At 60.3% G+C, this 20,932-nt stretch carries 11 protein-coding genes; 6 read left to right on the forward strand and 5 right to left on the reverse strand.

What is annotated here, in order from left to right; all coding sequences use genetic code 11:
• Positions 1-51: 51 nt before the first annotated feature.
• From MHAR_RS04265 to MHAR_RS04280, 4 genes are read right to left on the reverse strand one after another with little or no spacing between them, the layout of a single operon-like run.
• Complete coding sequence (locus MHAR_RS04265; RefSeq protein ID WP_014586385.1) at positions 52-801, reverse strand: hypothetical protein; 750 nt, start codon at positions 799-801, stop codon at positions 52-54.
• The gene (locus tag MHAR_RS04270; protein ID WP_014586386.1) at positions 786-1,739 is read right to left on the reverse strand and encodes a nucleotidyltransferase domain-containing protein; all 954 of its coding nucleotides are present in this window, start codon (positions 1,737-1,739) and stop codon (positions 786-788) included. Before MHAR_RS04270 ends, MHAR_RS04265 begins: the two co-directional genes overlap by 16 nt.
• Complete coding sequence (locus tag MHAR_RS04275; protein ID WP_014586387.1) at positions 1,736-2,317, reverse strand: L-threonylcarbamoyladenylate synthase; 582 nt, start codon at positions 2,315-2,317, stop codon at positions 1,736-1,738. Before MHAR_RS04275 ends, MHAR_RS04270 begins: the two co-directional genes overlap by 4 nt.
• Complete coding sequence (locus tag MHAR_RS04280) at positions 2,314-2,799, reverse strand: multiprotein bridging factor aMBF1 (RefSeq protein WP_014586388.1); 486 nt, start codon at positions 2,797-2,799, stop codon at positions 2,314-2,316. Before MHAR_RS04280 ends, MHAR_RS04275 begins: the two co-directional genes overlap by 4 nt.
• A 59-nt stretch (positions 2,800-2,858) precedes the next feature.
• Between MHAR_RS04280 and MHAR_RS04285 the strand changes: the two genes are divergently transcribed.
• Together MHAR_RS04285 and MHAR_RS04290 are read left to right on the forward strand one after the other, a co-directional pair.
• Complete coding sequence (locus MHAR_RS04285) at positions 2,859-4,079, forward strand: proteasome-activating nucleotidase (RefSeq protein WP_014586389.1); 1,221 nt, start codon at positions 2,859-2,861, stop codon at positions 4,077-4,079.
• 188 nt (positions 4,080-4,267) lie between these two features.
• The gene (locus MHAR_RS04290; RefSeq protein WP_014586390.1) at positions 4,268-4,672 is read left to right on the forward strand and encodes a DUF120 domain-containing protein; all 405 of its coding nucleotides are present in this window, start codon (positions 4,268-4,270) and stop codon (positions 4,670-4,672) included.
• A 118-nt stretch (positions 4,673-4,790) separates the two neighbouring features.
• Here MHAR_RS04290 and MHAR_RS13255 read toward each other — a convergent pair whose 3' ends face one another.
• A complete protein-coding gene (locus MHAR_RS13255; protein WP_143763280.1) occupies positions 4,791-4,997 on the reverse strand; it encodes a hypothetical protein in 207 nt (68 codons plus the stop codon).
• A gap of 86 nt (positions 4,998-5,083) precedes the next feature.
• Here MHAR_RS13255 and MHAR_RS04295 point away from each other — a divergent pair, with 86 nt between their 5' ends.
• The 4 genes from MHAR_RS04295 (at position 5,084) to MHAR_RS04315 (ending at position 20,888) form a co-directional block, all read left to right on the forward strand.
• Complete coding sequence (locus tag MHAR_RS04295) at positions 5,084-6,220, forward strand: hypothetical protein (protein WP_048144349.1); 1,137 nt, start codon at positions 5,084-5,086, stop codon at positions 6,218-6,220.
• Positions 6,221-6,916: 696 nt separating this feature from the next.
• Positions 6,917-9,874 carry a hypothetical protein gene (locus tag MHAR_RS04305; protein WP_048144351.1) on the forward strand — a complete coding sequence of 986 codons (2,958 nt, stop codon included), beginning with the start codon at positions 6,917-6,919 and terminating at the stop codon, positions 9,872-9,874.
• Positions 9,875-9,893: 19 nt separating this feature from the next.
• Complete coding sequence (locus MHAR_RS13260) at positions 9,894-10,727, forward strand: hypothetical protein (RefSeq protein WP_014586392.1); 834 nt, start codon at positions 9,894-9,896, stop codon at positions 10,725-10,727.
• Positions 10,728-11,267: 540 nt separating this feature from the next.
• A complete protein-coding gene (locus MHAR_RS04315) occupies positions 11,268-20,888 on the forward strand; it encodes a LysM peptidoglycan-binding domain-containing protein (protein ID WP_048144353.1) in 9,621 nt (3,206 codons plus the stop codon).
• Positions 20,889-20,932 lie beyond the last annotated feature (44 nt).

A 20,932-nucleotide genomic window follows, 5' to 3' on the forward strand; every position in this document is an offset into this window, starting at 1 on the left:
TCGTGCTTCTGGGAGCGTCAGATGCTCCCATATCTGTAACTCAACCCTTAACTAACCCTCCGTCCGGTCTCGGGGGGGCCAGCTCTGGGAGAGCGCCTTCAGGCAATCGATCATCTCGGAGACCTTCCCCCTCGCCTCGTCGTGGTCGGTGGTGCAGACGATCCGAAACTCCTCTTTAGATTCGAGGATCATCACGTCCGCCCCGAAGATCGGCCAGGAGAGGTCCACGGCGGCGGCGGAGATCTCCCGCCAGGCGGAGGGCCTCTCCCGGACGAACTCCCCCGCCGTCGTCAGGGCGGCCTCGACCCCTGCCCTCAGCCGGTCGGAGAGGTCGATCCTCTCCCAGAAGTCGTACTCGGGCCGGAGCTCCGGGTAGAGCTCTCTAATCGCCGTCTCCAGGTAGAGGTTGTAGGCGACGGTCCTGGTGGGGTCGAAGGAGAGGACGCCGCACCTCGCGATCCGATCGAGGTTCTCCCGGGCCGTCGGAAAGTAGGAGGGGAAGATCTCCGGGTCGGTCCTCTGGACTAGCCTCTCGATCCCCAGATCGACGAGGAGGTTCGTCATCTCCAGGACGATCTTCGAGCAGAAGGCGCAAGATGAGCCTATGTGACGCTTCATCACCCTCTCCTCGAAGAGGACGTGGTAGAACTCGTGGAGGAGGGGGTAGGGCTCCGCCTCCGAGAGGTATATCCGGTACCCGTCCTTCTCGTGGACCGTCCTTCCCAGGACGAAGGGCTCCTCGGTGATCTCGACCGCCACCTCCACCTCGAGCCTCCAGGACCTCTTCAGCCCTTCCACCATCTTTTTGAGGCCCTCTCCAGCAGGGTCAGAGACCGGATCCACTCTCCTCTCGCCTCCCTGGTCGTCCCCACCACCAGCCTCCTCCCGGCATCCGTCTCTTCGACGACGCCGCAGGCCTCGATCCTCTCCCCCGGGAGGGCCTGGCCCGCGTAGGTGTGGGTGTAGCAGAGGATCTCGGGGATCTCCGGGTGGTCGATCTCGAAGACGGCGGGGTTGTCGAAGGCGAACTCCGCACCGAGGACGGTCCCCTCGATCCTCCGCCGGCCCACCTTCTTCCCCGGCGGGAAGGGGGGGGCGATCTGGTCCCAGTCCCGGGTGAAGAGGAGGTCGAAGTAGGTCCCGTCGACGAGACCCCGGTTCCCCTTCCTCCTCTCGTGGAGGACGAACTCGGCGAGGCCCGTCTCGGGGACCCGCTTCTGGTATATCCTCTCCCAGGTCGCCTCGTCCAGCTCCTTTATCCTGCCGCCGAGCCGCTTCGCCTCCGATATCGCCGCCCTCGCCCTCCACCAGTCTCTGCCGTAGACGAGGAAGTCTATGTCGGAGCCGGGCCCCTCCAGCCCCACCAGGATCGATCCCGTGATCCCCATCTTCTCCCGGGGGACGCCGCCCTTATCGAGGACCGCGACGATCTCGGCTATCCTGTCGTCCCTCTCCGCCGCCCGGGCAAGCTCCTCCTCCGGCCTGAAGGTCCGGAGGACGTCCTCCTCGGGGACGACGTGGACGTCCCGGACGTAATCAGGCCTCGCCCGCCGGAGAAACTCGAAGGCAGCCTCGAAGTCGAGCTTACGATATCGAACTCCCCCGCTGGCCCTCTCTCCCTTCGGGTCCGGGACGTACCGGAGGATCGACCTGATGCCCTCAGGGTGGTGGTAGTCGACGACGGCGAAGATCCAGCCGTCGACGGTAACAAAGAAGTCTCTGATCCTCGCCCTTTTCATAAGAGCCCCTCCAGCCTCTCCATCCCCGCCCCCTTCCGGATCACCTTTCTCTCGGCGAGGTCGACGAGGGTCGAGGGGAGGCCGTACCTCGACCTCCCACCGTCCAGGACGAGGTCGACATTCTTCCGGATCTCGCCGTCCAGCTCCGCGAGGCTGGCGGGGGGCGGTAGGCCCGAGAGGTTAGCGCTGGTGGAGGTTATCGGCCCCGAGAGGGCGATCAGCTCCAGGGCTGCGGGGTGGTCCGGAAACCTGATCCCCACCAGCTCCGATCCGGCGGTGACGAGGTCGGGGAGCTTCGGCCCCCTCTCGACGAGGAAGGTGACGGGGCCGGGGAGGACCCTCCGGAGGAGGGGGAGGTCACCATCGTCGATCCGGGCTATCTCCCCCATCATCTCGAAGCTGGCGACGGCGACGGAGAGGGGCATCCCCCGGGGGCGCCCCTTGATCTCGAAGACCCGCTCCACGGCTCGGGGGATGAAGACCGAGGCCCCTATCCCGTAGACCGTCTCCGTCGGGTAGACGACGGTCCCGCCCCTAGCCAGCACCTCCGCCGCCCTGGATATCTCCCTCGTCGTCATCTCTTCTTGATGGAGGCGATGTCGCCGAGGGTGAGGCCGCGGCCCCCCTTCCCCGACTTCCATCCCTCGTCGCTCGATTTGTCCGTCAGCTTCACGCCGAGCTCCCGCTCGAGCTTGACCCTCACCGAGTCTTCGGGGACTATCTCGTGCCTCTCGATCTTCCTGATGAGGGAGGCCTTCTCCTTGATCTTCAGCCCCAGCTCCTCGGGGGTGAGGCCCATCCCCTCCCGGGCCTCCTTCACGATCTGGCCGTATTCGGGGACGATCTCCGGCATCTCCTTGAACTCGTCGCGACGGGGCCTGGGCTTGGGGGGGGCTCTGAAGGCCCGCTCCTGGGGGATCACCTTCCTCGGGACGGGGGAGAACTTGTCTGCGACCTCACCAAACCGGGCGCAGCTGTTGCAGACCTGCAGTTCAGATCCGTCGATGACCACCTTCTTTGGCTTTTCGGAGACCTCTGCACCGCATATCTCACACTGCATATTCTCTCAACTCGGAAAAGTTTAATAGCAGTCAACGTTAAATACGCTTTGGAGATCCCATGGACGAATCGCGAGTCGGAGCTGATTTTTCGCGCTACCTGATGGACAGGATGCGACAGCTCGAAGAGCGGAACCTCGCTCTTCGAGAGCAGAAGGATCGGGTGGAGGGCGAAAAGCGGATCATGGAGAACCAGAAGCTCAAGTTCGAGCGCGAGGTGAGAAAGCTCCGCAGCGAGCTGGAGCGGCTCCGGACCGGCCCCCTCATCGTCGGCACCATCCAGGATGTCCTCGACGACAACCGGGTGGTGGTCAAGAGCAGCACAGGGCCGCGATTCGTCGTCAACGTATCCCAGTTCATCGAGGGGGAGCTCCGGCCGGGGACGAGGGTGGCTCTGAACCAGCAGTCCTTCTCCGTCATGTTCGTCCTGCCGTCCTCCCGGGACCCCGCCGTCTTCGGAATGGAGATCGAAGATGCTCCGGCCGTCGACTTTTCTCAGATCGGGGGGCTTGGTGACCAGATCTCGGAGATCAGGGAGATCGTGGAGCTTCCGATGAAGAGGCCCGACCTTTTCGTCAAGGTGGGGATAGAGCCTCCGAAGGGGGTCCTCCTCTACGGCCCCCCCGGGACGGGAAAGACCCTCCTCGCGAAGGCCGTCGCCTCCAGCACCGAGGCGACGTTCCTCCGGGTGGTGGGCAGCGAGCTCGTCCAGAAGTACATCGGCGAGGGGGCGAGGATGGTGAGGGAGCTCTTCGAGCTCGCTCAGAACAAGGCTCCGGCGATAATATTCGTCGACGAGCTGGACGCCATCGGCTCCCGGAGGATGGACGGGGCGACGAGCGGCGACCGGGAGGTCCAGAGGACTCTGATGCAGCTCCTCGCCGAGATGGACGGCTTCGACCCCCGGGGCGAGGTGAAGCTGATCGCCGCCACAAACCGCCTCGACATGCTCGACCCCGCCCTCCTGCGGCCCGGGAGGTTCGACCGGCTGATCTACGTGCCGCTGCCCAGTAGGGAGAGCAGGTACTCGATTTTGTCGATCCATACCGCCAGCATGAACCTCCATCCGGACGTGGACCTGAGGAGGATCGCCGACGGGGCCGAGGGGGCGAGCGGCGCAGACCTGAAGGCCCTGGCGACGGAGGCGGGGATGTTCGCGATCCGCGAAGAGAGGGACATCGTCTGCCACCAGGACTTCGAGCGGGCTCGGGCGAAGATCGCCGGCTCTCATTCCGAGACGACGAAGGAGATCTCAGAGGTGGCCTTCGGGCAGTACGCCTGAGGGACAACGGGCGTGACCCGCCCAACCCTTTTTTCGGACGGATTCTTCTGGGGCCTCGTCGGAGGCGTCTGATCGACGATCCCGGCGTCCCCCCGGCGGCGAGAACCGTTATATAAATCCCTAGACGATCCTCTCCTCGTTTCAAGCACTAGGAGGGGTTTTCTTCGGTCAATGACGAGGGCCAGGGGATGAGGCTCCGGGGGAAGGTCGCCTCCGGCCTGGGGGTGGGTCGGTACTACATCTCTCGGGAGGGTTACCGGAGGCAGTTCTCCGAGAGGCTCGGCCTCGACCCGATCCCCGGGACCCTGAACCTGAAGCTCGATCGCCCCTTCGTCCTCGACGACTCCGACCCCGATTCGATCAGGATCGAGGGCTTCATTGAAGAGGGAAGGTCCTTCGGCGCCTGCATCTGCCGCCCCGTCAGGATCGGCGGGATAAGGGGCGCCATCGTCCGGCCCGAGCGGACGAGCTACTCTGCGACCCTTCTGGAGCTCGTCGCGCCCGTCAACCTCCGGGAGGCCCTCGGCCTGTCGGACGGGGACGAGGTGGAGGTGGTTCTGGAGGGGCCGGGGGATAAAGAGAGGCGAAGATAGAATCCGGGGCCGAGGGGGGGGGGGGCGCGGGCCTTCAAGCTCCGGTTAGGGCGTGCGGGTACCATATGAAAAGACACAATGATAAATATATTCAGTTGTTATAGATTCTAATCATTATCTATAATATTAAATATACATTTGTAGCTTGATTTATAAGATATATATTTATTCTCATTTTTATTTCCCATCCGAGAGATCCGCCGGAGGGAGAAGATCCTAAATGGTAGCAGTCCATAAATATCCCCAAGCCCTTTGCCATCTCCTCTCCAGCGCCATCGACGGATGGACTTATCTTTCTTCGATCCTCCGTCCTCACCAGGAACATTTATTAATGATAAAATCCAAGGAACTTCAGTCTATATGGGAGAATGATTGATGAGGCAAAGTCTTATTATATTATTAATATATATCATGCTCTACCCTAGCGCCCTGGCGATAGATATGTATTTTTCAGCCAGCAGCGGTCCCGGGAGCTCCGTCGCCATCATCGACTCCTACCAGGTCAGCGACGGCGTCGAGGTGAGGGGAGGTACAAGAGCGAGCTTCGACCGCCTCGAGATCATCGACTCCCGTTGGATGGAGGGGGCGGGGTCGGCGGATGCCTTCCAGAGGTACGCCGGAAGCGGCGGATACTCCGGGATGAGCCGATTCTCGGCCGAGGACGCCCTGATCCGGATGGCCGGCGGTGCGAGCCTGAAGGCCGAGGGCTTCGGGGCATCTCAGTCGGCGGCCTTCGAGGGGAGCTACGGCCTTGCGGCGGTGGGGGCGACCGACCGGGAAGGGTGCTGGGCTGAGACCTCGGTGGAGGGGCGTGATGGCAGGACCAAAACCATCATGACCACCGGTACTGGAAATAGCGCCTTTGCGACCATGGATGCGGCTTCCTCGGGGGATGAAACCCGCCTGGATATCACCTCCCACAGTCCCGCGGGCAGGTCATCGGCCTCCATCCAAAGCTGGATCTTCGAAGGCGATATCCTCTTCTCCGGGATGGGGCGCGCCGATCCAGAGGAGGCGATGGCATATCAGAGGTCGGAAGGTCAGGGCAGCGACGTGGGGATCACCACGAGCGGATTTCGCCACTATCCCGGGGTCGACTGGCTACCCGGGAACGACTACACCGAGATCTACAGCCACGTCTCCGACGGATCCATGAGATCCGAATCCGCCGTCAGAACCGATGTCGATGGTTCCGCCTCCTGGCAGGATCTGATCGCCGCGGCGGGCGTGATCAATCTTCAAAGCGAGTCGAAGGAGTTTCATGTCGGCGTCCCAGGATTCATCCGCGACGAAGAGCACAGCAGAGCGTCGGTCGATATCCAACCATCGGGCGGCACCGACGCGGAGTTTTCGGGGAGGATGACCGCCTCGATGGGAGCCTCCACCGGAGTGAAGCTTCAGGGGGTCCTGCGAGGGTCAATTCATGGAGAAGCTGAGGCAAACGATCGTACTGCGACCGTTGACACAGACGGCAACTGGCGTTTGCGGATGGAGTCGCAGACCGACGACGATTATGTCTGGATGGAGATTGATACGGAGGAGATCTGAGATGGACGATCCTTTTCAGCCTCTCCCGGAGGATCTCGCGATCTCGTGCCAACATCGGAGGGCCTTTGGGCCGGGACCGGGGTCCTCTCCAGCTCTTGGTGTAGAATCTGGCAGGGCCGTTTTGGGGCCGGTCCCCGAACCCTGGAAGGGGCTGGTCGCTGCGATCGGGGCCGTGGCCGTGGAGCCATCGGGCCTTAAGGGGATGGTGTATCTCTTATGAGCGACCAAGATTTCTTCAAAAAATTGTTCAGTATCGATGGATCCCATCTCTATGGTCACGGCGCGGAAGGGGGTGTATGGATCGGATATCTTCTATCCCAGGAGGGTGGCCCGATTGTCGGCCTCGGGGCATCATGGACGAATTTCTGGGGTGATAAGAAGAAGAGGATGAATGGAGGATCTTACTTATTCTGCGGCCGGGAGCCGGAGAAAACTGGGGATTTCCTCGCCAAATTGAAGGATTTTTTAAAGAATCTCAACGGGGTTTATCCAGACTATCATCGGTATGTATTCTGGTTTTCTGATCCAAACTCTGCAGGTCTGATGGGGCAGTATATACCGATTAAAAAGCTATCCAGCGATAAGGGACAGGTAGTCGGAATTAAGAGACAAGACTGGATCAAACTAAGAAATATACAATTTAGATTAGATCAAGGAGCAGTAATAACCCTCGATCAGAAGAAAGCAGAATTCCAGTTGACGAAGCCTGCCGGCGTAAATGTCAAGCTCTTCAATGAGATAGGTTCCAACAATTTCGGAGATGTGGGGGAGAAGGTCCGGATATCCCTTACGGGAGCCGCTCCGGGCGCCATCAGTTTCGACGCCACTCTGAGGGCCGACGCAGAAAAGAACGAATTCAGGGCCGCCCGGGTCTGCCTCAAGTACTTCTGCAAAGATGATTCGGGAGATATCCGTTCCCAGCCGTACGAGGTCTTCGCCCCCCTCGCCAAAGGAACGATGGTCCCCTTCAACGTCAGCCTCGATCCGATCCACCCCCTCGACCGCCAGAGGTCGAAGTTCACCTTCGCCGGAACGCCCCCCACCTTTCCCAGCGGGTTTCGCCTCTCCCTCGGCCACGGAGTCACCCTGACGCCGAGGGCGGAGAGATCGGGGCTCGTCTTCTCCGCCGATAAAACCAGACCAAAAATACCAGGAAAACCCCAGGAGGACTCCTTCTATCTCGCGCCCTCCGGGGATTTTGCCGTCGGCCTGGAGGATCCGGAGAAGTTCGCCCCCGCGGAAGGCCGCCCTCTCCCCCGCCTCCTCTGCGGCTTATCGGGGCTTGAGACGATCGGCTTTCACGCCGACGACATCTTGACCTTCGTTCCGGATGGTCCCGCCTTCGCCCCCGCCTTTCCCATAAAAGATGCATCCCTCGACGATCCGGACCCCGCCGGGGAGGAGCCCCTCCTGGACGGGACTTTCACCACCTCCTGGATGCGGGTCAACCGCCCCGCCGGGGGAGAGGAGAACTTCTACTTCTCCCAGCCGGAGGGGGCGCCCCTATATGCCGGAGGTCAGGCTGCCGATCCCTCGGGGATCCTCGACCACCTCCAGAGGCCGTCGGCCCGCCTCGGGAGGGAGTTGTCCTACCCGATGGTGCCGTACGGGTTAGTGGCCGCCGATGGGGACGGCTTCAAAGAGGACGAGATCCCCAACTTCGAGCTCCAGATCATGAGCCCCTTCCGGAGGGGCGGGATCCTCTCCGGGGTCAAAGGCGGCGCTAGATCTCTATCGGTGGGCGAGACCACCCCTGCAGCCACCCCCCAGGGATTCATATCCCAGGTCTCGGCGGATGGGAGGTGGGATTCTCTCCTCATCGCCAGGAATGGGGAGGAGGCTCTGGAGTTCGAAGGGATCGACCCCGCCCTGCAGGCCGCCTTCTCGACCAACCAGCTCTTCCTGGTGGTCACCGACCCCGTCGCCGGGTGGGAGCTTGAATCGAAGGATCCCGCCGGATCGGCTTCAGGCAATACGGCCTTCAAGAACAGGATCTCCATCGGGGGCTGGCCCTTCGAGATCAACGTCGGGAAGGGCAACAGCTTCAACGATTACCGGAACGTCCTGATCTTCAAGTTCTGTGATGGGACCCTGGCGGAGAGGGTGAGGAACCCAAAGCTATGGACCGATGCCGACGAGTTCAGCGACCCAAGATCTGGCGGCCCGGAGGCCGTCTCCCAGTGGCTCCAGGAGTACATCGCCGATGCGGCAGACGAGAAGGGGGATTACTTTAAGCATTTCAATGAAATAGTAAATGATGGGAGCTGGAACGGGGTCCTCGCCCTGAAGGTTGACATCGACCGCGACAAGTTTCCGCCTCAGCTGGAGGCGCTCATCGGCGCCATCGACGATCCGGAAGGCTTCAACGTCCATCACCTCGGGATCGACGGGAGCAAGGTCGACGGGAGCAAGGTCGACATAACGACCAGCTCCCTCTTCGGGCTGATCTACTACTCCGACCCAGGCTACGACGGGTCGGGGCCCGTGCCGCCGGCGCCGGGGGCGGACTACGACTTCCGGGTCCTGACGATGAAGGTCCTCTTCGAGTCCTCGGCGATCAAGGACTTCGAGAGCCTCGCCCAGCTGACGATCAACAGGATCTTCGGCCATCCCGTCACCTCCACGGGGGACCCGGATAAGCTCTACAACGCCATCCTCTTCAACGGATCCTGTCAGCAGCACGGCGGCGAGACGGTCTACGTCCTCGACTCCGTCGGTGACAACTCCTTCTACCTCGATAGCAGCGTCCTGCGGAAGGTGGAGATCACAAAGGCCGATTTCAGCACCCTCGGAAATAACAATGGCATCGTCTCCTCGCGGTTTGGGCTGACGGGCTTCCTCGACTTCCACGTTCTGAAGGTGGGAAAGGGGGAGGAGACGGATGAGGCTGGTGAAGAGGGCTGGCGCGAGGGGCCCGTCAGCTTCGATGTATTCTCCTTCGGTAGCGGTAGCGAGGAGGGAGAGGGCGAGTCCCGGCGAGGGCTCAGCTTCTCGGGGCTGGGGCTGGATATGACTTATCCTGCCTCCGAGAGCCAGAAGAAGGAGTTTCGCTTCGACCCCACCAAGATCGCCTTCAGCCTGGAGAAGAGCACCCCCCGGGACAAGTCGCTATTCCTGGAGTTCGGCCTCGCCTTCGAGGGCTTTGTGATCGGGGGTCCTGATAGCAAGCCCTCCGACGGTGGCTTCCTCCAGGTGAAGACCTCCCTCCGGCAGGCCGGCCTCTCCGGCCCCTGGCAGGGGCTCGCCTTCCGGCTGAACATGGGGACCCCCGGAGAGCTGGCGGGGAAGGTGAGCCTCACCTCCAGCCTCCTCCTCGCCTGGAGCGGCGGCGGCTCCGAGGGCTACAACGTCTTCATCGGGATCAAGCTCCCCGGCACCGGCGGCGGGGCGAAGCTCTTCGACCTCCAGGGGGTCCTCAAGCTCTCCATCGGGGACGTCAGGCTCTACTACGTCCGGGACCCGGAGGGGAAGAGGGAGTCCTTCCTCCTCACCCTCACCGAGATCGCCCTCAAGCTCCTGGGGATAGCGAAGCTTCCGCCGGGCGGCGCCACCAGCTTCTACCTCTTCGGAAACTCCGACCCCGGGGCCCGGGGGTGCGGCCTCGGGTGGTATGCGATGTACAACAGAACTAAAAAGAATATGGCGAAGGTATAAACGAGGGAGGGAACCGAGAATGGTCTGCATATTTCATCAGAATATGAGGGTTTTCGGAGGGGGTAGCCCTGTCCGGAATGGTGCATATAGCGGCGCATTCGCCGCAATAACCGCAGCACTTCCTCCAGGGACGGGGCCGATCTCCGTGGCAGGATTTACAGAAATTACGAATGGAGCTACGTCTAATGCAGCGTTAGGTCCTTTATGCGTTAACTTAGGAACCAATTTTTACGCCACTGTGGCATGCGGAGAGACGGCCTTAGCTCATGGGCCGGAGTTCATAGGGATCGGTATTAATGCAGCCTATACGATCGTATCTATAGGCAGAATATTAATAAATTCAAATAATGGAATCAAATTAATTCATGATATCTCATCCGCTTTGCCGCCAACGCCTCTTTGGCGAAATGAGGTTCCTGGGGGATCCACCCGTGACTATCGTGGGTTGGTATATGTAGTAATCCAAAATGCTGCGCTTAACAGAATAGCCGTCGGATTTCTACATAATTTGTACACATTTGAAGATCAAAAGATTCTTGTGATGGGGAATGTCCCATTGATGGCATTCTTAATGGCCAGCAACCCCATGATGCCCGTAGGAGGGCATATATACATAGGTGGCGATTTTAATACTCTGCCTGATGTTAGTCGCGGAACAAGGCGAACTGGAATCGTTTATAATTACAGTGCGGGTGGAGCAACTACAATAAGTGGAAATATATACGATTATTGGTATTCTGAGATACCCCATGGCGGCCCTCTTCCTGTGCCTTCTGTCCATTATAATACTATGAGTCCTGTATATCCGCCTGTAAACTTGTCGGATCACGCCGCCATAACTTTAACAATATAATTATATTAAAATTAATTGATTATAAATTGCCTGGAGACATGAACTATGACCCTCAACGATCTGGCTAGCCTGCTGAGAGGTAAGACTGAAGTCGACCTCAATGAGGATCTGTTGAAGAAGGCGAATCTTAAACCGCCCGATGGCTTTGATCAGCTGCTCCGCAGATCCTTTAAGCTGGATCAAGGTGCCTATCTGAAGGTCGTCCTGCCCGACGAGATCCCAAGCCCTGTCAACGATACGTTCGTCCTGACGGCAAAGGCATCAGTATTACATATAATAAATATTAGATTAACAACAACGTTCTGTTCTTACAAAGATCTGGTAGATGTCGCCTTCTTCGCCGAAGGAGAAGATCTTCGCTTCGAGACTAACTTCCCATATTTGAAGGAATACATCGACTTTGTTAGGAAGTCTTTGAGTTACAGTTTCAGCTTCTCGACTTATGAGGACTTTTATAAATTTGGAATATCGCCAGATCCAAAAAGGCCCATCTCTCCGAAGGATCTTCTTTCCCTCATCCCCCTCAGGGACTGGAGCGAAATGCTTCCAGGAGAGCTGCAGAGCTATTTCAACGAGCTATCCTTCAAGGAGTTCTTGGTGGCGATCCAGTCAGGCGACGATCCGGTGGTCAACTATACAGATTTCACCATTGGGACCAGGGAAGGCGGAGCGGTCTGGAAGCCCTTTGACTGGTTTGAGATGGACAGTTTCGATATCAGATGTATCATCCCCACCCCAAAAGCGAAGAGCCGTACTATGATCTTCCTGGGGGCGGAATTTGTACTATTTCCAGAGATATTTGAAGGTAAATTCATAGCTCAGATCACCAGCGACCTGGCGATCATGGCCAACTTTAAAAGCGATGGACCATCGGAAGGGGTCAGCTTCAACAAGATCGTAAAGTATATCACCAATGATGCGATCATAATACCAGAGGATGTTGCTTCTTTTGTCTTTACGGATTTTTATATCTCGATAGACGTGAAGAACCGCAGCTATTCCCTCGGAGCGTCGGCCAACGCCAGCCTGAAGCTGATCGAAACAAGAATCTCCCTAAACGAAGTGAAATTCCAGATAGATGCCAGCCTCCCAAAAGACCTCCCTCCCAGATATACGGGATCGATCGTCGGAACCTTCTCCATCGAGGAATTCCGCATCTTCGTATCGGCGGAGTATGGAGGAGCCGAAGAGGGCTGGACCTTCATCGGCCGGACCTTCCCCGGAGTGGTTATCCCCCTCGCCACGATCTTCAAAAATTTGATGAAAGAAATCCCCGGGTTGGAGGATTTCGAAAAGTTCTTCCCTGCGCCGGAGAGCCTCGATGTCAACAAGTTGTCTCTCACCGCCCGCCCAGCCCACGCCCAGAATAAGGGCTCTTATATATTCGACTGCGGAGTGGGATTGAAGGGGGTGAGGATTGATCCGATCGGAACCATAAAGGCCGATTCAAACCTGAATATAAAATATGATGATCGCCTTCATGCCTCCTTCGGAGTCGAGCTTACCCTGGAAGACCTGAATATAGTCGCCATCGTAGGCTACGATTTTGATAAGAAAGCCTTGACTCTAACATGGGACGGCGTCACCGCTGCCATAACTGAAAAAAATGGGCAGAAGATAGCCTCCCTGACCCTTACGAAGTATTCCCTGGGCGAGATGATCGAGACCTTCGTCTCCTGGTTTTCAGGACAGAAGTTCGGCCTCGCCTCTCCTTGGAATATCCTCAACCAGATCAGCCTCGCCTCATTCAATCTCGATTTCAACTTTACCACTAAACAGGTCTCTTTCCACTACAAGATCGGCCCCTTGAATCTGGGCCTTGCGAAGATTCAGAGGATCTCCGTCACCTACGAGCCCACCGGCGAGAACAAGGGCGTCAATGTAGAGCTGGAGGGTTCCTTCCTCTGGGGCGTCGATCCTAAGCATGGAGACGACAAGAAGCTGAAGTGGGATGCCACAAAGCCCGATGATGCCCCGATGCCCCCCGGCGCCGGGAACAAGTACTTCGACCTCCGCCTCCTCGCCCTCGGCCAGCACGTCGAGGTCGAGGGGATCACGGACTGCAAGTCGGTGGGAGATGCGATCAAGAAGATCGAAACTCTCCCGGTCCCCTCTCCCTCTCAGCTTCCCGCCGTCGGCTTCAGCCCCGAAAGCTCCTGGATGGTGGCCGCCGACTTCGGCATCCTGAAGGTCGACGAGACCCCCAAATACCCCCACTCCCCCCAGGCGGCCCCCAAATACTTCCTCTCCCTCCAGACGGTCTTCAACGACCCCAACATCTACGGCCTCCGGGTCGCTCTCGCGGGACCGGCGGCGAAGGTCCTGGCCGGCCTCGACTTCGAGATAATGTACCGCCGGATCAGCGAGACGGTGGGGGTCTACCAGGCCCAGATCCAGCTCCCCGACAAGATGCGCAATTTCCAGATGGGGGCCTTCAACATCACCCTCCCGGTCTTCGCCATCGAGCTCTACACCAACGGCGACTTCAAGGTCGACGTCGGCTTCCCCTGGAACCTCAACTTCTCCCGGTCCTTCACCATCCAGGCCCAGATCTCCTTCGTCCCCGTCATTGGCTCCGGCGGGATCTACTTCGGAAAGCTCAGCGGTGCCACCACCAACCGGGTCCCCGCCGTCACCAACGGGAACTTCAACCCCGTCATCGTCTTCGGCCTGGGGCTGCAGCTGGGGGTCGGAAAGTACCTCGAGAAGGGGATCCTCCGGGCCGGGATCAGCCTGACCCTGGTGGGGATCCTCGAGGGGGTCATCGCCCGGTGGAACCCCTACGATGCCGGAAAGGACGTCGACTACTACTACTGGCTCCAGGGGACCATCGGGATCATGGGCAGGCTCTTCGGGAGCGTCGACTTCGGGATCGTCAAGGCCGAGGTGAACGTCACCCTCTCCCTCGTAGCCCAGATAACTTACGAATGCTATAAGGACATACCCATCTCCGTCATCGCCTCCGTCGACGTCTCCCTATCGATCAAGATCAACTGCGGCCTCTTCAAGATCACGATACACTTCAGCTTCTCCGCCCGGATCAAGGAGACCTTCACCATCAAAAACTCTGGCACCCTGCCCTGGACCCTCGCCGACGGCTCCGAGGCGGCCCTCCGGTCGAGGCAAGACCTCAGGCTGAGGGCCCCAACGGCCATCGCCTCCTCCGGGGTGGGGGATGGCGGGCTGGTGATGAAGTGGGATAACTACCTGCCGGCCGAAGAGAAACAGATCCTCATCTGCCACTTCGCCCCGGTCATCTCCGCCTCGACCGACGAGATCCATGGCGCTACAGGTCCCCACGCCTGCTACGTCCCGATGCTCCTCCTGGAGACGAGGTCGGCATCCGACGGTCCGGGGCTGGAAGAGGGGACGACGGGGATCACATCCTTCGAGCGGCTCTGCAACCACGTCCTCCGGTGGACGGTCGCCGCGGCCCTGGACCGGGGCATGACCAAAGACCAGATCGACGGCTACGCCGTATCCGATGACGAGCTCCTCATGATCATGAATAGCCTCTCCGATCGGGTGGTCACGATGCCTATCGAGGATGCCGATGCAGCCGACTTCATGCGGGACCATTTCACTCTGCAGGTGGCATACAGGACAACGGCCAACGATGGGGGAGCCGGAGGGGCGGACGCTGCGGTATTCCCGATGCCGCCAGCCCTGAGGCTGAGGGTCCCCTCCTACCACGGTTCTAAGGATCTGGAGTGGAAGTTCTCCGAGTTCAACGCCGTGGACGAAAAATATCTTGACGCCCTGAGGACGCGGTTCGACGAGCTCGCGGTCCAGGTGGAAGAGGAGATGGGAGGGGGCTCGGACCGGCGCCTTCTTTTGGGGGACGAACCAGAACCCGCCGGCCGATCGGTCGCCTCCTTCGTCTTTGCAGATTACTTCCTCCTCCTGGCCCGCCAGATGGTCCAGAACGCCAGAGACGGCCTCCGGAACTTCCAGTACCTCCTCGGAACGTCTAAGGAAGGAAAAGCATCCGATGAGATGGTCGACGATATCGTCGGCTGGATAAACGGGCATATGGCTCCAAAGGGGGACGATCCGATCGGCGATCTCCCGCCGCCCTTCACCGCCGCGGATTTATTCGAGGCGAACGGCCAGCATCTCCTGAACCCCCAAAAGGACCTCGAGATCCAGGGCGGGACCCACCGGATCGGGCCTTCCGATACCCTATCCTCCATCGCCGAAAAGGGACCGGTTGAAGTCATAAAGCTTGCCGAAGCTAACTTTGGCGAGAAGATCCTGACGGCAGGGATCGCCCTCGCTTGCGAAGGAGAGCCGGACTATGTTATCCGGGATGAGGACACCTTAGAGTCGATCTCCAAAGATCTCTTCGCCGGTTCGATGAAGGACCTTCTCGATAGATCGGACCTGGCAACCAAGCCCGGGGTCCTGGCTGCCTCTGCCCTTCTGGCCCTCCCACCGCGATTCCACACCACCAAAGAGGGGGAGAGCCTGGAGAGGGTGGCTGCCGAGTATGGGATCCCGGTCCGGCGGCTGGCGGAGGCCGAGGCCAACCTGAAGGTTCCTGGCCTCTTCTCGACCTCCGATGGGATTGAGGCCCGGTGCCTGAACGTCCCCCACCTCCAGCGGTTCCGGGTCTCCGAGCTGATCGCTGAGATCCTGAGGACGATGGGGCTATCCCACCTCTCGGGGATCGCCTCCCGGTACCTCCTCCACGGGATGAGGCTCCCGACGGAGGGGATCGAGTTCTGCGACGAGGCCTCCGATTGGCCGGAGGAGGCCGGCCTCTACGCCCTCACCGGCCAGCAGTTCCCGATCCCCGCCCTCAACGAGGACGACTTCTCCTTCTCCCTGGCGAGAGACGAGGGCCTCGAATGGATAGACTTCCTGGGCGGTGCGAGCAAGACGGAGCTATCGGTCGTCATTGCGGGGGGCGATCGGGATCGGGTGGTGGAAGTCCAGAAGGCCGTCCGAGACGGGATCGTCCCCGGGATGAGAGCCCTGGGGCCGGAGCCGGTCTCCCGATCCCAGCCGATGACCTACCCCTTCCCCTCGGCTACGGTCTGGACCCATCCCGGGAGGGTCTCCCTCCCCCACGACGACGGCTCTGGCGAGGGGCAGTCCCTCCGGATCTGGTCGTTGCCGACGAGCCTGGTGGAGCTGGCCGAATCGGGGGACGGAGAGTTGAAGCCTTTGATCTCCGTCCAGGTCGGGACCTACAACGAGGCGACCTCGAATATGGATCAGGTCCCCGTCAGTTCGTACGGCTGGGGGACCCTTATCGAGGTGGGGATCAAGAGGATCGAGCCGGTGGGAGAGAGCCCCTCGACCCGGACGACCTACGAGCTGGCGGGGGCGAACGAGCGGGGGATCCTCCTCCTGGAGCGGCTCCTCCGGGAGATTCAGGGCTCAGATGAGCCGATCGGAGATATCCGGATCCTCTATCGTCCGAGCCCCCCAGGCAGCGTAGATCCCTATCTTCAGTCGGATGGGGACAAAGACCTCACCATCTTCATCAGCCAGGTGAACCTTACGACCGAGACCCGACCACCAGATCTCCTCCAATGGGGCCGGGGAGCTCTGGCAGAGGAGGTCCCGAAGCGGCACAGGACGGCGGGTTGCCTGGACACCGCCTACGACTTCGTCAGGATGCTCTGGGAGAACAGCATCACACGCTCCGGAGGATACTACCTCTACTACAGCTCCGGCGAAGACTCGGGCCTCCCGGAGAGCATATTCAACGAGAAGGGCGATGCGACCATATCTCTCCTCTTCATCTATGGAAAGCCCGGGGTCTCCGGGGTGGAGGGGGTCGGAAGCTACGTGAACTGTGCCGTCACCGGAGACCCGATCGATCCGTCGAGGTCCGTGGTCTATGGGAGGGCGGAACCCTTCGACCTCGACCACATCCCGAAGGCGACCGAGTCCCTGGACGAGATGGCCCGGAGGTATTATACAACCCCCATCGAGCTGGTGGAGGATCACCCGTCTCATCCCCTGGCTGATGGGAGGTCGGTGGTCGTCTCCGCTGGAACTTACATGGTCAGCCCCATCAGGACCAGCCCAGGCGGCAGGCTGGCGGATATCGCATCCTACTTCAATACCACGGAGGAGGCGATCAAAGAAGCGAACCCCCGAAGGGCCTTTGAATGCAAACCCGGCCCCGAGGATTCCCTGGCCACCATCGCCGATCGTTACCAGATCACTCCGTCTCAGCTGGCCGAGGCAAACGCCGACCACCCCCTGGCGGAGGGCAAGCCGGTCAAAATCTCCGAGAGGACCTACGAGGTGAGGCCTGCGGGGGTTCCCCCCGGAGGCAGACTTGAGGATATCGCGTCCTACTTCAATACTCCAGGGGAGGAGATCATAAAGGCGAACCCCGAGATCGATCCCTGGCCCGAACTCCTCGAGCCGGGTTTGGTGATCCGGATCCCGGAGATCGAAGTATTGATCGGCCCGGGGACTGAGACCTTCGCCGACCTCACATCCTTTTACGGCACCACCATCGCCGACTTCGCAGAAATTAACCGATCGACGAAGGGGCTTTTGAGCCCGGCAGCCCCACTTCATCTCCTGGTCCCGTATGATGCCATCCACCTCCCGAAGATCACGGCACCAATCAGAACCGACGGTTGCGGGAAGACCTTCGCCGACCTCGCCGCCTTCTACGGCTGCTCCGCCGCCGACCTGGCCGAAGATAACAGGTCTGTCGCGGGCCTTTTGAGCGCAGCTCCGATGAAGATCGGAGGCGGCCCCAAGGTCCGGACCGCCACCGTCCCCGCCGGGGCCGTGGCCATCGGGGCGAGACGGGTCGTCGCCGCCGAGGTCCCCGATCTCCCGGGGGATGGGGGCGATTACGGCCAGCTCTACCTCCAGCAGACCTTCTCGATGCTGGGATACCGGGTCCTTCAGAACCTCGACTTCCACGGGAGCAAGAGGGGGCTTCCGATGGGGCCGGTGGAGACGGCGGACCGACGGGAGTCGAAGATCCGGGCGGCTGCGCCTCCCAGGGCCCCAGGCGAGCTCTGGGAGTACCACCAGGCCCTCCCCTACCCCCGCTTCGCGAAACACGGCGGCTCCGAAAGGGGCGCCGGCATCCCCGACCCCAGCGAGAGCCCCTACGCCGGGATCGGGGGCCTCCTCCAGGTGAACTTCGGCTGGCAGGACATCTTCGGGAACGTCGCCAGAACGCCGCTATCCGATCCGTCCCTGGACAAGACTGCGCCGGCAAACAACCCGCCGATTCTGCTGGGGTACACCGACGAGCTGATCGGCCTCGGCAGGTGGCCGAGCGTCTCCAGCTCTTACCAGGTCCTCAAGGATGGAGCGGGGACGAGGCTGACCATCACCCTCGCCTTCGACCCGGAATATTACCTTTCTTCAGACGAGAGTGGGATCGTCGGGGAAGATCCGAAGAAAGATAAGGCGTCCCAAGACCTGCGAGTCTACAGGCAGCTTTACTATCAGCTCTTGAATACCACCGGATCCGATGAGGAGACGATTAAGATCTCCATAGAGGCGAGCCTCCTGGAGGAGGCATCCCTCGAGCTGGCGAAGGATCAAATCCAGGGCCTCCGGGGCTGGATCGAAGATATCTACCAGTTCCTCTCCGACCTCGCCCAGGGCAGAGCGGCCTCCGCCAAGCCTCCTATGGATCACCTGATCCAGCTCGCCATAGCCCTGGGGGCGGCTGAGGAGGGATACGCTTTGAACTCTGCCCAGATCTTCGAGCTGACGGTGGCGATGAGGATGGAGCGGCCCGTCTCGGCGATCCAGGCCGAGCTGAAAGAGGTGGCAGGGGTCCGATCTTCCTCGACCAACATCCCGCCGGCGATCGATAATGGCGGTTCCGGCGATCCCTATTCCCTGAAGAGCTTCGCCACCCGGTTCGAGGAGGCCCTCAGCCTCCCCGAATCGTTCCAGCTGAAGGTCGCCAACGGGACCGATAGGAGGCGGATCGGAACCTCCTCGACCTCGAAGTCTATCTGGGCGGTCCGCCTCGGCGCTGGCGGGGGCGAAGGGATCTCTTATGCCGTGAAACATCCCCGCGCTCCGAAGATATTCGCACCAAGGCCGATCTCCAACAGGCCAGAGTCGCGATCGAAAGTGCCCATCAAAAAGTATGCTTCCGATGACGAGATCCATCTCGACTTCGTTGGAGTCGACATGGACGTGTGGGTCCGGGAGTTCCTGGCGGCGGTCGACAGGTTCCTGACGCCGGAGTATCTCTCCCCGGCCCGTCTGCTGATGAAGGATGATGAAGAGGAGATCATCGAGAAGCTTTTGGGTTATAAAAAATCGCTGGCCAGCTCCATAAGCGATCTCGCGTCTCCGGTCTATTTTGGCGACTCCGATGACGGCCTGGCAGAGGCGAAAGAGGCGTATAGACAGCAGCTTCTGGTCCAGCTCTCCAACGCCTACGCCACCGACGCCGTGATCCAGTTCGATGTGGAGGTCTACGCCGATATCCCCCATCCGGGCTCCTCCAGCCCGCCGCGTCTCTTCGGCGTTCCGGCTCCAGAAGATGGCGGAGAGTCTCAGAACGGGGACGTATCCCTGACGGCGGCGAAGGTCCTCCTCGAAAAGGGATCGAAGAAGCTGACGTTCCTCCTCCAGACTAAGGCGACGAAGGAAGAGGACGATCCATCGACCCCGATGAGGAGCTACATCCCCCTCGACCTATCTTTCCAGGGGTCGATGATCGAGCACGAGATCGTCAGGCTTCTGGAGATAGCGGGCTATGAGGGGGGCTACGAGGCGTCGTCGTGGCTCTCCTTCGTGACGCCGCCGGCAGGAGACTTCTCCCTGACGAAGCCCCTCGGCTCCTTCGACGTCCCCCTCGTCCTCCGGGCCATCCCGACGGCTCCATCGATGATCGGCCAGGCGGGGCTTTCGCAGCTCGAAGAGATCACCCCCTCCAAGATCGACGAGGCGGTGATCTGGGACTACTCCTTCGACTACAGCCAGAGCCGCCACGAGCCCCAGGACGAGATCTCCTTCCGGGTGGAGTTCAACCTCCAGCCCGGGTTGAGGGCTCTATCCTCACCCATCGACGACCTCTTCTCCGCCCTGGCAGAGTTTGTGACCGTCTACCCCGATGTGGCGAAGGACCTCGACGGCGTCCTGCGGAAGATCGACGGAAAGGCGGAGAAGGGAGAGCGGGAGAGGGCGTGTAAGGCCCTCGAGTTCTTTTCCGACCTCGTCGGCGGCGTCGCCGACGCCTGGAAGTCGTCGAAGGGAGCCGAATTTGCCGGAGGCTATGGAGGGGGCAAAGTTGCCGACGGCTGCAAGTTCAGCATAAGAGAAAAGTCGAAGAGGATTGACTACCCCGACGGAACCCCGGTGGAGGCCCTGATGATCAGAGTAAAGGGGGATTGGCTCTCCTCTGAAATCTCCCCACCGATGGTCTTCATCAAGGAGTACTATACCGTCCTTGATACCGACTTGGAGGACGGCTCCGAGGTCCGATACCTGTTCAAATCGAAGGATGGGGAGTACCTCCCCGCCTCCAGGGGGCGGGACATTCCGGGCCGCACCGTCATTCTCCCGGATCTCAACGTCTTGGAGAGGCAGAGCGCCCGGGCCGTCGCCAGCCTCAGCCGTAACGAGGAGCTCGTCCGCGAAAAGAAGACCGCCGATCCCTTCGTATATAGAACCTCGGAGATCCAGTTCGCAAACCCGCACCGACCGAAGCTGGGATGGGACGATCCGATAGATATCTCCCTCGTTGGATCTCCGGAAGGAGAGGCTGTTCGTCGTCCCCTGGCAGAGCATCTCTCTTCGTTCTTCGAGAACCTCTTCAAGAACCGGACGGCCGGTTCGAAGGATCTCTTCACCCTCCAGCTGGAGTGCATCTATGAGTACCACGTGAACCCCGGGCTACCGAGGGTGACGATGCCGGTCCTCTTCGTCCCCTCCTCTCCCTTCGACGGCGACGGACCAGCAGTCTCCCTGGGGGGATCCTCCGGCGGCCAAGATCTGTCCCGCTCCTTCGTCGGCATCCTCTCTCAGGGTATCTGGCGGTGGTTCGAAGAGAACTCTCCCCATGAGGCGGAGAAAGGGACCCTTAAGTTCGGCCTGACCCTTCTATCGGATCTTACGGAGGAGTCGATGCCGCTCCTCCGGCTCACCGATCTGAGCCTGCCCCTCGATCGGGTGACAGACCTGCCGAAGGCGGATCGCTGAGAACGGGGGGAAATCCGGGTTCGGTCCTTCCTCCTTCTTGCTCC

Origin of the sequence: Methanothrix harundinacea 6Ac (genome assembly GCF_000235565.1) — an archaeon.
In the GTDB taxonomy this organism is placed as follows: Archaea; Halobacteriota; Methanosarcinia; order Methanotrichales; family Methanotrichaceae; genus Methanocrinis; species Methanocrinis harundinaceus.

What these genes read in the sequence shown, in the direction of transcription:
- MHAR_RS04315 (WP_048144353.1), top strand. Translation starts at nt 11,268, where the DNA reads ATGCTTCCAGGAGAGCTGCAGAGCTATTTCAACGAGCTATCCTTCAAG.
- MHAR_RS04270 (WP_014586386.1), bottom strand. Translation starts at nt 1,739, where the DNA reads ATGAAAAGGGCGAGGATCAGAGACTTCTTTGTTACCGTCGACGGCTGG.
- MHAR_RS04275 (WP_014586387.1), bottom strand. Translation starts at nt 2,317, where the DNA reads ATGACGACGAGGGAGATATCCAGGGCGGCGGAGGTGCTGGCTAGGGGC.
- MHAR_RS04285 (WP_014586389.1), top strand. Translation starts at nt 2,859, where the DNA reads ATGGACGAATCGCGAGTCGGAGCTGATTTTTCGCGCTACCTGATGGAC.
- MHAR_RS04265 (WP_014586385.1), bottom strand. Translation starts at nt 801, where the DNA reads ATGGTGGAAGGGCTGAAGAGGTCCTGGAGGCTCGAGGTGGAGGTGGCG.
- MHAR_RS04290 (WP_014586390.1), top strand. Translation starts at nt 4,268, where the DNA reads ATGAGGCTCCGGGGGAAGGTCGCCTCCGGCCTGGGGGTGGGTCGGTAC.
- MHAR_RS04280 (WP_014586388.1), bottom strand. Translation starts at nt 2,799, where the DNA reads ATGCAGTGTGAGATATGCGGTGCAGAGGTCTCCGAAAAGCCAAAGAAG.
- MHAR_RS13255 (WP_143763280.1), bottom strand. Translation starts at nt 4,997, where the DNA reads ATGTTCCTGGTGAGGACGGAGGATCGAAGAAAGATAAGTCCATCCGTC.
- MHAR_RS13260 (WP_014586392.1), top strand. Translation starts at nt 9,894, where the DNA reads ATGGTCTGCATATTTCATCAGAATATGAGGGTTTTCGGAGGGGGTAGC.
- MHAR_RS04295 (WP_048144349.1), top strand. Translation starts at nt 5,084, where the DNA reads ATGCTCTACCCTAGCGCCCTGGCGATAGATATGTATTTTTCAGCCAGC.